The organism is Sphaerisporangium cinnabarinum (assembly GCF_055567015.1).
This window is the reverse complement of record NZ_JBVHRG010000006.1, coordinates 80713-93208: the sequence shown is the minus strand read 5'-3', so window position 1 is coordinate 93208 and position 12496 is coordinate 80713. Positions and strand designations below refer to the sequence as shown.

Annotated in this window: 10 protein-coding genes; all 10 read left to right on the top strand. The window is 73.3% G+C overall.

Annotated features, from left to right (window positions below; translation table 11 throughout):
- Positions 1-135 precede the first annotated feature (135 nt).
- Positions 136-876 (top strand): hypothetical protein, encoded by a 741-nt coding sequence (locus ACZ4MO_RS10470; protein WP_186810330.1) that lies wholly within the window; start codon positions 136-138, stop codon positions 874-876.
- Between the two features lie 79 nt (positions 877-955).
- A complete protein-coding gene (proC, locus tag ACZ4MO_RS10465) occupies positions 956-1831 on the top strand; it encodes a pyrroline-5-carboxylate reductase (RefSeq protein WP_175007722.1) in 876 nt (291 codons plus the stop codon).
- Positions 1828-2919 carry a LacI family DNA-binding transcriptional regulator gene (locus ACZ4MO_RS10460; RefSeq protein WP_342779523.1) on the top strand — a complete coding sequence of 364 codons (1092 nt, stop codon included), beginning with the start codon at positions 1828-1830 and terminating at the stop codon, positions 2917-2919. Before proC ends, ACZ4MO_RS10460 begins: the two co-directional genes overlap by 4 nt.
- Before the next feature lie 116 nt (positions 2920-3035).
- Positions 3036-4709 (top strand): FGGY-family carbohydrate kinase, encoded by a 1674-nt coding sequence (locus ACZ4MO_RS10455; RefSeq protein WP_175007723.1) that lies wholly within the window; start codon positions 3036-3038, stop codon positions 4707-4709.
- The gene (locus ACZ4MO_RS10450) at positions 4706-5464 is read left to right on the top strand and encodes an L-ribulose-5-phosphate 4-epimerase (RefSeq protein WP_175007724.1); all 759 of its coding nucleotides are present in this window, start codon (positions 4706-4708) and stop codon (positions 5462-5464) included. Before ACZ4MO_RS10455 ends, ACZ4MO_RS10450 begins: the two co-directional genes overlap by 4 nt.
- Positions 5465-5588: 124 nt before the next feature.
- Positions 5589-7097, top strand: coding sequence for an L-arabinose isomerase (gene araA / locus ACZ4MO_RS10445; RefSeq protein WP_175007725.1), 1509 nt, complete (start codon positions 5589-5591; stop codon positions 7095-7097).
- A gap of 380 nt (positions 7098-7477) precedes the next feature.
- Positions 7478-8497, top strand: coding sequence for an ABC transporter substrate-binding protein (locus ACZ4MO_RS10440; RefSeq protein ID WP_031315144.1), 1020 nt, complete (start codon positions 7478-7480; stop codon positions 8495-8497).
- Between the two features lie 237 nt (positions 8498-8734).
- Positions 8735-10273, top strand: a complete 1539-nt coding sequence (locus ACZ4MO_RS10435; protein ID WP_175007726.1) for an ATP-binding cassette domain-containing protein — start codon at positions 8735-8737, stop codon at positions 10271-10273.
- A complete protein-coding gene (locus ACZ4MO_RS10430) occupies positions 10270-11328 on the top strand; it encodes an ABC transporter permease (protein ID WP_108048306.1) in 1059 nt (352 codons plus the stop codon). The genes ACZ4MO_RS10435 and ACZ4MO_RS10430 overlap by 4 nt, the downstream gene beginning before the upstream one ends.
- An 83-nt stretch (positions 11329-11411) precedes the next feature.
- Positions 11412-12389 carry a galactofuranose ABC transporter, permease protein YjfF gene (yjfF, locus tag ACZ4MO_RS10425; RefSeq protein WP_074809335.1) on the top strand — a complete coding sequence of 326 codons (978 nt, stop codon included), beginning with the start codon at positions 11412-11414 and terminating at the stop codon, positions 12387-12389.
- The last annotated feature ends 107 nt before the right edge of the window (positions 12390-12496 follow it).

The window sequence follows — 12496 nt, the reverse complement described above, 5'->3', positions numbered from 1 at the left end:
GCGCGTGCCCGACACCCCGCGCCATCGCGGGGGTTCGGGCACGCGCGCGTCCTACGCTGGGCCGCGGGGCCCCGGGGCCACGGCCCGGAGGGTCGGCGGCCCACGAGGACCACCCAGAGCAGAGAGGTGCGCGCGATGAGCCAGCCGCCCGGCGGGGGCACGCCAGGACGGGCCGCCACCCCGGCGCGCCCAGGGGCGAGGGCGGGCGCGGCGGGTCCGTCGGGTCCCCGCCGCCCCGTCGACGCGACGGGCGCGCGGGACCGGCGGCACTCCCGCCCCCCGTCGGCGGCGGTGTACCGGCGCCGACGGCTCGTCGTGCTGGTCGGCCTCCTGGTCGTCGTGGGCCTCGTGCTGGCGCTCCTCGCCTGGGTGTGGCCGGGTTTCGCCCGCTCGGACGCCGGGGCGGACCCCGAGCCGACGGTCACCGTCACCGCCGACCCGCCGACGCCGACGCTCGAGCCCGTGGCACGCACCGGCACGACCGCGTTCGCGCAGGCGCTCCCGGACTCCGTGCTCGACCTCGTGCTGCGCAGCGACTCGGCGACGGACGCGTGGACCGCCGCGCGCGCCCTCGAGGCGTACCAGCTCGAGTACGCCGACGGCGAGGGGGACGACGCGACCCGGGTCACCGTCGTCGCGGGCCAGTGGCCGACGTCCGCGGAGGCGGAGGCCGCCGCGGACGACCTCGTCGCCGCAGCGGGCACCCCCACGGACGAGGGCGACGTCGAGGTCGCCGGGGAGGTCGCGGGCCGGTACGCCGTGACCGACGCGGGCGACGGCCGGGCCACCGTCACGTGGCGCAACGACACGGCCGTCCTCCAGGCGACGGGGCCCGCCGACGTCGTGGCCGACGTCTACGCCGCCTTCCCGCTCTGAGCCGCGGCGCCCCCGCGACGGCCCGCACCCTCCGGGTGCGCGAGAATGCCCTTCACCGACCACCGGGAGCTGATCGTCCATGACCGACCTGCCGACCCCGCCCGCGCCCCGGCTCGCCGTCCTCGGCACGGGCGTCATGGGCGAGACCGTCCTCGCGGGTGCGCTCGCGTCGGGGTGGCGTCCCGACGACGTCGTCGCGACGGTCCGCCGGCCCGAGCGCGCCGAGGAGCTCGCCGCGCGCCACGGCGTCCGGACGTCGCGCGACAACGTCGAGGCCGTGCGCGGCGCCGGGGTCGTCGTCGTCGCCGTGAAGCCGAAGGACGTCGGCGCGCTGCTCGCCGAGGTCCACGACGCGGTGGGCGCGGGGGCGGTCGTCGTGAGCGTCGTCGTCGGCCTCCCGACCTCCTTCTACGAGGAGCGGCTGCCCGCGGGCACCGCCGTCGTGCGGGTCATGCCGAACACGCCGTCCGTCGTCGGCGCCGGCGTGAGCGCCGTGAGCGGCGGCAGCGCCGCGGACGACGACGACGTCGCGCTCGTCGAGCGGCTGCTCGCCGCGACGGGCCTCGTCGTGCGCGTCGCGGAGAAGGACCAGGACGCCGTCGGCGCGCTCTCCGGCTCCGGGCCCGCCTACGTCTTCTACGTCATCGACGCGCTCGCCGAGGCGGGGGTGCTGCTCGGCCTCACGCGCGCGACGGCGCTCGAGCTCGCGACCGCGACCGTGCACGGCGCGGCCACGATGCTGCGCGAGACGGGCGAGCACCCGGCGATCGCGCGCGAGCGCGTCTCGTCGCCGGGCGGCACGACGGTCGCGGCCCTGCGCCGTCTCGACGCGGGCGGGGTGCGCGCGGCGTTCCTCGACGCGCTCGAGGCCGCGCGCGACCGTTCGTCCGAGCTCGCGGCGGCGCTCGCGGACGCCCCGGCGCCGCGCGCGGGGACCGAGGGGGCCGGGTCGTGAGCGACGGGCCGTCGCCCCGCACGCGCCCGCCCGCGATGTCGGACGTCGCGCGGCTCGCCGGCGTCTCGCACCAGACGGTGTCCCGCGTGCTCAACGACCACCCGAGCGTGCGACCCGAGACCCGCGACCGCGTCCTCGACGCGATCGCGACCCTCGGCTACCGCCGCAACAGCGCGGCGCGCGCGCTCGTCACGATGCGCTCGGGCACGATCGGCGTGGTCACCACCGGCTCCGCGCTGTACGGGCCGACGTCGACCCTCATCGCGGTCGAGGAGGCCGCGCGCGAGCAGGGCTACTTCGTGAGCGTCGCGACGATCCGGCGCTACGACGCCGACACGATGCACCGCGTGCTCGAGCACTTCATGGACCAGGGCGTCGAGGGCATCGTGGTCATCGCGCCGCAGACGGACGTCGCGGCGGCGGTGGACTCGTTCCGCGCGCCCGTCCCCGTCATCATGATCGCCGCGCGCGACCTGCCCGCGGACGGCGAGGCGACCGACGTCGTGCGCCCCGGGGCCGGGGCGCTCGGCGCGCCCGGGGCGATCCTCTCCATCGCCGTGGACCAGCGGCTGGGTGCCCGGGTCGCGACGGAGCACCTGCTCGGGCTCGGCCACCGCACGGTCCTCCACCTGTCGGGGCCGCTCGACTGGTTCGACGCGCGCGAGCGCGAGACGGGGTGGCGCGCCGCGCTCGAGGAGCACGACGCCCCGGTGCCCGAGCCGGTGCGGGGCGACTGGTCGTCGGACCGTGGGTACGCCGTCGGGCGCGAGCTCGCGGCCGCGGTCCGCGCGGGCGACGGCCCGACGGCGGTGTTCGCGGGCAACGACCAGCTCGCGCTCGGCCTGCTGCGCGCGTTCTGGGAGCAGGGCGTGCGGGTGCCGGCGGACGTCTCGGTGGTCGGGTTCGACGACGTCGCGGGGGCGGGCCACTTCATCCCGCCGCTGACGACGGTGCGTCAGCCGTTCGGGTCCTTGGGGCGCCGGTGCATGGGGATGATGATCGACGCGCTGGCGGGCGCCACGGTCCGCCCCGTCTCGATCCCGCCCGAGCTCATGGTGCGCGAGAGCACGGGCACGCCGCGCGACTGACCGCGTGCCCCTCCCGGCGGGCGCGCGGAGGGGAGTTGGCCTCGCCGGTTGTGAGCGCTAACATTCGAGGGACACTCAACGACCGAGGCGCGACGCCGCGACGAGGAGAAGCAGCAATGGTGCAGCAGGACGAGGTCGGGCGCCGACGGGCGGCCGTCGTGGCGGGGGACACCGCGCTCGGGATCGAGCTCGGGTCGACGCGGATCAAGGCGTGCCTCGTGGACGGCGACGGCACGCCGCTCGCGAGCGGGAGCCATGCGTGGGAGAACCGGTTCGAGGACGGCACGTGGACCTACCCGCTCGACGCCGTCGAGACCGGGCTGCGCGAGTGCTACGCGCGCCTCGTGGCCGACGTCGAGGAGCGGTACGGCGTGCGTCCCACGACGTACGGGGCGCTCGGCGTCTCCGCGATGATGCACGGCTACCTCGCGTTCGACACCGACGGCGAGCTGCTCGTCCCGTTCCGCACGTGGCGCAACACGTCGACCGGGCCGGCCGCCGCCGAGCTCACCGGGCTGCTCGGGTACAACGTCCCGCTGCGCTGGTCGGTCGCGCACTGGTACCAGGCGATCCTCGACGCCGAGCCCCACGCGGCGCGCGTCGCGTCGCTCACGACGCTCGCCGGGTACGTGCACCGGCGCCTCACGGGCCGTCACGTGCTCGGCGTCGGCGACGCGTCCGGCATGTTCCCGGTCGACCCGGCGACGCGTGACTACGACCACGCGCTCCTCGCGCTCGTGGACGAGCGCGCCGCGACGCACCGGGCCGGGCCGAAGCTCGCCGAGCTGCTGCCGGACGTCCTCGTCGCGGGCGAGGACGCCGGGCGTCTGACCGCCGAGGGCGCGGCCTGGCTCGACCCCACCGGGTCGTTGGAGCCCGGCGTCCTGCTGTGCCCGCCCGAGGGCGACGCGGGCACGGGCATGGTCGCGACGAACGCCGTCGCGCCGCGCACGGGCAACGTCAGCGCGGGCACGAGCATCTTCGCGATGGTCGTGCTCGAGGGTCCGCTCGCCGCCGTGCACCACGAGCTCGACCTCGTCACGACGCCGGCGGGCGACCTCGTCGCGATGGTCCACTGCAACAACGGCGCGAGCGAGCTCGACGCGTGGGCCGGCCTGCTCGGCGAGCTCGCCGCGGCCGTCGGCAGCACCGCGAACCCGGACGACGTCTTCGGCGCGCTGTTCCGCGCCGCGCTCGACGGCGACGCCGACGGCGGCGGGCTGCTCGCGTACAACTACCTGGCCGGGGAGCCGATCACCGGGCTCGACGAGGGGCGGCCCCTCGTCGTCCGCACGCCCGGCAGCCGCCTGACGCTCGCCAACTTCGCGCGGGCGCAGGTGTACGGCGCGTTCGGGACCCTCGCGCTCGGGATGCGCGTGCTCGCGGGGGAGGGCGTCCGGATCGACGGGATGCTCGCCCACGGCGGGATGTTCCGTACCGCGGGCGTCGCGCAGCGGCTGCTCGCCGCCGCGATCGGCGCGCCGGTGAGCGTCGGGCGCACGGCGGGCGAGGGCGGTGCATGGGGCATCGCGGTCCTCGCGGGCTACGCGCGCGACCGGGCGTCGTCGGGCGCCGCGTCCGGCTCGACGGACGGTGCCGCCGCCCTCGACCTCGGTGCGTACCTGCGCGAGCACGTCTTCGCGACGGCCGAGACCGTGACGGTCGAGCCCGACCCCGCGGACGTCGCCGGCTTCGCCGCGTACCTCGAGCGGTACGCGGCCGGCCTCGCCGTGGAACGCGCCGCGGTGACAGCGCTGCCCACCCGTACCGATGGAGAGGACCTCGCATGAGCACGCCCACCCCCGCCCCGGACGGGACGGCCGCGCGCCCCGTCGTCCCGGCGGTGCCCGCGCACCTGCGCGACGCCGTCGACGCCGCCAAGGAGCGCGTCGCCGCGCTGCACGCCGAGCTGCCCCGTTGGGAGCTCGTCGTGTGGACGGCGGGCAACGTGTCCGAGCGCGTCCGGGACGCCACGCGTCCCGACGGCGCGGGCGACCTGCTCGTCATCAAGCCGTCGGGCGTCGCGTACGACGACATCACCCCCGGCGCGATGGTCGTGTGCGACCTCGACGGGGCCCTCGTCGAGGGCGACCGGTCGCCGTCGTCGGACACGGCGGCGCACGCGTACGTGTACCGCCACCTGCCCGAGGTGGGCGGGGTGGTGCACACGCACTCGACCTACGCGACGGCCTGGGCCGCGCGCGGCGAGCCGGTGCCGTGCGTCCTGACGATGATGGCCGACGAGTTCGGGGGCGACATCCCCGTGGGGCCGTTCGCGCTCATCGGGGACGACTCGATCGGGCGCGGCATCGTCGAGACGCTGCGCGAGTCGCGCAGCCCCGCGGTCCTCATGCGCAACCACGGCCCGTTCACCATCGGCAAGGACGCGCGCGCGGCGGTCAAGGCGGCCGTCATGTGCGAGGAGGTCGCCCGCACCGTGCACGTCAGCCGCCAGCTCGGCGAGCCCACGCGCATCGCGCAGGACGACGTCGACGCGCTCTACGCGCGCTACCAGCACGTCTACGGGCAGCAGCCCGCGCGCTGACCGGCGGGCCGCCCCGACCCGGTCGTCCGGGCCCGGCGGCGCACCCGGCACGACACGGAGCACGACCATCGGGACAGGACCGCAGCGGTGCGGCCCTCGCCCACGACACGAGAGATGGACCGACATGAGCAAGCCCTACGCGGACCGCGAGATCTGGTTCCTCACCGGTAGCCAGGACCTGTACGGAGAGGAGACGCTGCGGCAGGTCGCCGAGCAGTCGCAGGAGGTCGCGCGCGCCCTCGACGCGTCGCCGGACGTCCCGGCCACCGTCGTCTGGAAGCCCGTCCTCAAAGACGCCGGCGCGATCCGCCGCGCGATGCTCGACGCCAACGCCGACGACCGCGTGCTCGGCGTCGTGACGTGGATGCACACGTTCAGCCCCGCGAAGATGTGGATCGGTGGTCTCGACCAGCTCCGCAAGCCGCTCCTGCACCTGCACACGCAGGCGAACGTCGAGCTGCCGTGGGACACGATCGACTTCGACTTCATGAACCTCAACCAGGCCGCGCACGGCGACCGCGAGTACGCGTACGTCGCGACGCGGCTCGGGGTGGCGCGCACGACGGTCGTCGGGCACGTCTCGAACCCGGCCGTGACGGCGCGCGTCGGCTCGTGGGTGCGCGGTGCCGCCGGGTGGGCGGCGACGCACGAGCTGCGCCTCGCGCGCTTCGGCGACAACATGCGCAACGTCGCGGTGACGGAGGGCGACAAGACCGAGGCGGAGCTCCGGTTCGGTGTGAGCGTGAACACGTGGGGAGTGAACGACCTCGTGCGCGCGGTCGAGGAGGTCTCCGAGGCCGATGTCGACGCGCTCGTCGCGGAGTACGAGGACCTCTACGACGTGGTCCCCGAGCTGCGCAAGGACGGCGACCGGCACGCCTCGCTGCGGTATGCCGCCCGGCAGGAGATCGCGCTCGAGACGTTCCTCGAGTCCGTGGGCGCCAAGGCGTTCACGACGAACTTCGAGGACCTGGGCGACCTGCGCCAGCTCCCCGGCATCGCCGTGCAGCGCCTCATGTCCAAGGGCTACGGGTTCGGGGCCGAGGGCGACTGGAAGACGGCCGTGCTCGTGCGCGCCGCGAAGGTCATGGGCGCAGGGCTGCCCGGCGGCGCGTCGCTCATGGAGGACTACACCTACGACCTCACGCCCGGGAGCGAGAAGATCCTCGGCGCCCACATGCTCGAGATCTGCCCGTCGCTCACGACGTCGAAGCCCCGGGTCGAGATCCACCCGCTCGGCATCGGTGGCAAGGAGGACCCGGTCCGCATGGTGTTCGACGCCGACCCGGGCGTCGGCGTCGTCGTGTCCCTCGCGGACATGCGCGACCGCTTCCGGCTCACGGCGAACGTCGTGGACGTCGTCCCGCCGAGCGCGCCGCTGCCGCACCTGCCCGTGGCTCGCGCGGTGTGGGAGCCGCGGCCGGACTTCGCGACGTCCGCGGAGGCCTGGCTGACGGCGGGCGGCGCGCACCACACGGTGCTCTCGACGGCCGCGGGGATCGACGCGTTCGAGGTCTTCGCGGACATCGCGCGCACGGAGCTCCTGGTCATCGACGAGGGCACGACGCGTCGGGGCTTCCGCGACCAGGTGCGGTGGAACCAGGTCTACTACCGCCTCGCGCAGGGCCTCTGAGGCTCGGGGGAGCCGTCCCCGCACGGTCCGGTCCTGGCTGACGGCCGTGACCGAACCGTGACGGGGCGGCGGCTTCCCCTGGAGCAGTGTGAGCGCTAACATCGTTTCTCGGGAGGGTGTGAGCGATCACATCTGCAGGCCCAGGGTCTCGCCCTTCGCCTCGCTCCGCACCACGGGCACGTCGCAGTGCCGAGCGGTGACCGAAACGGTTACCGAACGGTGATGTGGAACGCCGGGTGGGGGCTTGCGGGAGGGGGCCTGACACCGCTAGACATTGACACAAGCAAACATGTATCAACAAGAGTCAACAGTCCGATGAGGGGCTGGCACGACCGACGGTCCTCGGCACGGCGCCGGGGTCGCATCTCAAGGAGGAGAGCATGTTCAGCACGACCAAGGCGCGCACGCGTCTGACGGGTGTCCTCGCCGGCGTGGCGGTCCTCGCGCTCGCGGCGTGCAGCAGCGGGGGCGGCAGCACGGACGGCAGCAGCAACGACGCGGGCGGCGACGGCGGCGGTGGCGGCGACACGATCTCCGTCGGCTTCTCGCAGGTCGGCGCCGAGTCCGGCTGGCGCGCGGCGAACACCAAGTCCATCCAGGACACGCTCACGGCCGAGAACGGCTTCGACCTCAAGTTCTCCGACGCGCAGCAGAAGCAGGAGAACCAGATCCAGGCGATCCGCTCCTACATCGCGCAGGGCGTCGACGTCATCGCGTTCTCCCCGGTCGTCGAGTCCGGCTGGGACGCCGTGCTCGAGGAGGCCAAGCAGGCCGGCATCCCCGTGATCCTCACCGACCGCGCGGTCGACTCCGAGGACGACACCCTCTACGAGTCGTTCATCGGCTCCGACTTCGTCCTCGAGGGCGAGATGGCCGGTGACTGGGTCTCCGAGAACCTCGCGACCGAGCCCATCAACGTGGTCGAGCTCCAGGGCACCACGGGCGCCGCGCCCGCGATCGACCGCAAGACCGGCTTCGAGAACGCCACGGCGGACAACCCCAACGTGACGATCATCGACTCCCAGACCGGCAACTTCACGCGTGCCGAGGGCAAGACGGTCATGGAGGGCTTCCTCCAGGCGCACGACGACATCGACCTCGTCTACGCGCACAACGACGACATGGGCCTCGGCGCCATCGAGGCCATCGAGGCCGCCGGTCTCGTCCCGGGCGAGGACATCAAGATCGTCACCGTCGACGCGGTCAAGGACGGCATGCAGGCGCTCGCCGACGGCAAGATCAACTTCATCGTCGAGTGCAACCCGCTGCTCGGCCCGGACCTGGCCGACATCATCAAGAAGGTCGTCGCGGGCGAGGAGGTCGAGAAGCGCATCGTCGTCAAGGACGAGTCCTTCACGCAGGAGCAGGCGATCGAGGCGCTCCCGACGCGCGAGTACTGAGCGCACCGAGCGCGCCGAGCGGACCGCCCGGGACGACCCGGGCACCCGCTCCGCACCGCCCCGGCGGGGGCGGTCGACGCCGACCGGCCCCGCCACCACGGACGGGTCGCGCGCCGGGAGAGCACGTCTCCCCGGCGCGCGGCCGACGCACCACCGCCGGCTTGCCGACGTCGCCGGCGTCCTGAGGCGCCCCGGGGCCCGGCAGCCCCGTCGCCACCGCTGCACGGAAGGTCACCCATGACTACCGCCGTCCCCGACGGTCGGCCCGTCGTCGAGATGACCGGGATCTCGATCGAGTTCCCGGGCGTCAAGGCGCTCGACGGAGTCGACCTCACGCTCCGGCCCGGAGAGGTCCACGCCCTCATGGGCGAGAACGGCGCCGGCAAGTCGACGCTCATCAAGGCGCTCACCGGCGTCTACTCGATCGACTCCGGTCGCATCCTCGTCGACGGCGCCGAGCACACGTTCTCGGGCCCGGGCGAGGCCCAGGCCGCCGGCGTCTCGCCGGTGTACCAGGAGGTCAACCTCTGCGAGAACCTCTCGGTCGCCGAGAACATCATGCTCGGCCACGAGCCGCGTCGCCTCGGTGCGATCGACTGGCGGGCCACGCGCCGTCGGGCGGGGGAGATGCTCGCGCGTCTCAACCTCGACATCGACCCGGCGTCCTCGCTCTCGAGCCACTCCCTCGCCGTGCAGCAGCTCGTGGCGATCTGCCGCGCGCTCGTCGTCGAGTGCAAGGTGCTCATCCTCGACGAGCCGACGTCCAGCCTCGACGCGGACGAGGTCGCCCAGCTGTTCGCCGTCGTGCGGCGCCTGCGCGACGAGGGCGTCGCGATCCTCTTCGTCTCGCACTTCCTCGAGCAGGTGTACGAGATCTCCGACCGCATGACCGTGCTGCGCAACGGGAAGCTCGTCGGCGAGTACGTCACCGCCGAGCTGCCGCGCCTCGAGCTCGTCTCCAAGATGATCGGCACCTCGCTCGAGGTGCTCGAGGAGCTCGAGGAGGCGCCCAAGCGCTCGGTCGCCGACCGCGACGCGACGCCGTTCGTCCAGGCGCTCGGCGTCGGCCGCAAGGGCTCGGTGCAGCCGTTCGACCTCGACGTCTACCCGGGCGAGGTCGTCGGGCTCGCGGGCCTCCTCGGCTCGGGCCGCACCGAGCTCGCCCGCCTGCTCGCGGGCGCGGACCGCGCGGACAGCGGCCAGGTCCGCATCGGCGGCGCGCTCGCCCGGCTGCGCACGCCGCGCAGCGCGATGCAGCGCAAGATCGCGTTCTCCTCGGAGCACCGCAAGGCCGAGGGCATCGTGGGCGACCTGACGATCCGCGAGAACATCGTGCTCGGGCTCCAGGCGGAGCGCGGGTGGGCCCGGCGCCTGCCGCGCAAGCAGGTCGACGAGATCGTCGAGAAGTACATCAGCGCGCTCGCGATCCGCCCCGCCAACCCGGACGCGCTCATCAAGAACCTCTCGGGCGGCAACCAGCAGAAGGTGCTCCTCGCGCGCTGGCTCGCGACGGCGCCCAAGCTCCTCATCCTCGACGAGCCGACGCGCGGCATCGACGTCGGGGCGAAGGCCGAGATCCAGAAGCTCGTCGCCCAGCTCTCGGGCGAGGGCATGTCGGTCGTGTTCATCTCGGCCGAGCTCGAGGAGGTGCTGCGGCTCAGCCACCGCATCGCCGTCATGCGCGACCGCGTCAAGGTCGCGGAGATCACCAACGACGAGGACGTCACGGTCGAGGACGTCGTCGAGCTCATCGCGAGCGGAGGGCAGGAGTCATGAGCACCACGGCACCCGCCTGGCAGCGCGTCGTCCAGCACCGGCTCTTCTGGCCGATCGTCGCGCTGGTCGTGCTGCTGGCGGTCAACACGGTCAACCGGCCGAGCTTTCTGTCCATCCGGCTGCAGGACGGGCACCTCTTCGGGTCGCTCGTCAACCTGCTGAAGAACGGTGCGCCGCTGCTGCTCGTCGCGCTCGGCATGACCCTCGTCATCGCGACGCGCGGCATCGACCTGTCGGTCGGCGCGGTGGTCGCGATCTCCGGGGCCGTCGCGCTGAGCTTCATCGCGTCGTCGCCCACGCCGGACAGCCTGACGACCGTCCTCGTCGCCGTGGGGATCGCGCTCGCGCTGTCCTTCGTCCTCGGCGTGTGGAACGGGTTCCTCGTCTCCGTCCTCGGGATCCAGCCCATCATCGCGACGCTCGTGCTCATGACCGCCGGCCGCGGCGTCGCGATGCTCATCACGAACGGGCAGATCACCACGGTCAACAGCGCACCCTTCAAGTCCATCGGGTCCGGGTTCTGGTTCGGCGTCCCCGTGGCGGTCGTGCTCGCGGGGATCGTCTTCGCGGCCGTCGCGCTCCTCACCCGCCGCACCGCGCTCGGCATGCTCATCGAGTCCGTCGGGATCAACCCCGAGGCGAGCCGCCTCGCGGGCGTCAAGGCGCGCAGCATCATCTGGACCGTCTACGCGGTGTGCGCCCTCTTCGCGGGCCTCGCCGGCCTCATGATCTCCTCGAGCACCATGGCGGCCGACGCCAACAACGCCGGGCTCTTCATCGAGCTCGACGCGATCCTCGCCGTCGTCATCGGCGGCACGTCGCTCGCGGGCGGGAAGTTCTCGCTCTCCGGCACCCTGGTCGGCGTCCTCATCATCCAGACGCTCACCCTCACGGTGACCATGCTCGGCATCTCGCCGTCCGTCACGCCCCTGTTCAAGGCGATCGTCGTCATCGCGGTCTGCCTCGCGCAGTCCCCGAAGGTGCGCGACCTGGTCGCCGCCCGACGACGTCGCGCGGCCCCGACGGCCGCCGCGGCCGCGGAGGTGAGCGCCTGATGTCCGCCGTGCAGACCCCTGCCCCGACCTCTCCGCCCGACCCCCGGGGCGCCGAGACCGCCGCCCCCGGAGGCCGACCGACCATGACCGAGCGACTCACGAGCCGCGTGCGCCTCGACCGGCGCTACCTCCCGGTCCTCGGCACGTTCGCGGTGCTGGCGCTCATGCTCGTCGTGGGCGGGAGCCGCTACGAGAACTTCCTCTCGGCCCGCGTCATCTCCAACCTGTTCATCAACAACTCGTTCCTCATCGTGCTCGCGGTCGGGATGACCTTCGTCATCCTCACCGGCGGCATCGACCTCTCCGTGGGTGCCGTGGTGGCGCTGTCGGGCATCACGACGGCGTCGCTCCTCCAGAGCGGGTGGCCGGTCGCGGTGGTGCTCGTCATCGCGGTCCTCATCGGCACCGTGCTGGGGCTCGCCGTCGGGCTCATGGTCCACGTGTTCGACATCCAGCCGTTCATCGCGACGCTCGCCGCGATGTTCCTCGCGCGCGGCCTGTGCTACGTCATCAGCCTCCAGTCCATCCCGATCACGAACGAGTCGTTCGTGGCGCTCGCGGGCTGGAGCCAGGAGATCGGCGACGGCTGGCGCCTGACGACGGCGGTCATCATCGCCCTCGTCGTCGTCGCGATCGCGTTCTACGTGCTCCACTACACGCAGTTCGGCCGCACCGTCTACGCGATCGGCGGGGGCGAGCAGTCGGCGATGCTCATGGGCCTGCCCGTCGCGCGCACGAAGGTGCTCGTGTACGTGGTGAGCGGCACGTGCGCCGGCATCGGCGGCCTGCTGTTCGCGATGTTCTCGCGGTCCGGCTACTCGCTCACGGGCGTCGGCATGGAGCTCGACGCGATCGCGGCGGTCGTCATCGGCGGGACGCTCCTCACGGGCGGGACGGGCTTCGTGCTCGGGTCCGTGCTCGGCGTGCTCGTGCTGGGCCTCATCCAGACGATCATCACGTTCGAGGGCACCCTCAGCTCGTGGTGGACGAAGATCGTCATCGGCGTGCTGCTGCTGGTCTTCGTGATCCTGCAGCGCGTCCTCGTCGTCAGGCGGAGGTGAGCCGGCGGCACCGGCCCCGCCGCGGGCGTCCACGTGACGCCCGCGGCGGGGGTGGAGGAGGTTGGAGGATTCCATGGACTAACGCACAGCAGCACACAACGCGGAGA

Coding starts and splice junctions, on each gene's coding strand:
- ACZ4MO_RS10430 (WP_108048306.1), top strand. CDS start 10,270: ATGAGCACCACGGCACCCGCCTGGCAGCGCGTCGTCCAGCACCGGCTC.
- ACZ4MO_RS10455 (WP_175007723.1), top strand. CDS start 3,036: ATGGTGCAGCAGGACGAGGTCGGGCGCCGACGGGCGGCCGTCGTGGCG.
- ACZ4MO_RS10435 (WP_175007726.1), top strand. CDS start 8,735: ATGACTACCGCCGTCCCCGACGGTCGGCCCGTCGTCGAGATGACCGGG.
- ACZ4MO_RS10450 (WP_175007724.1), top strand. CDS start 4,706: ATGAGCACGCCCACCCCCGCCCCGGACGGGACGGCCGCGCGCCCCGTC.
- proC (WP_175007722.1), top strand. CDS start 956: ATGACCGACCTGCCGACCCCGCCCGCGCCCCGGCTCGCCGTCCTCGGC.
- ACZ4MO_RS10470 (WP_186810330.1), top strand. CDS start 136: ATGAGCCAGCCGCCCGGCGGGGGCACGCCAGGACGGGCCGCCACCCCG.
- araA (WP_175007725.1), top strand. CDS start 5,589: ATGAGCAAGCCCTACGCGGACCGCGAGATCTGGTTCCTCACCGGTAGC.
- yjfF (WP_074809335.1), top strand. CDS start 11,412: ATGACCGAGCGACTCACGAGCCGCGTGCGCCTCGACCGGCGCTACCTC.
- ACZ4MO_RS10440 (WP_031315144.1), top strand. CDS start 7,478: ATGTTCAGCACGACCAAGGCGCGCACGCGTCTGACGGGTGTCCTCGCC.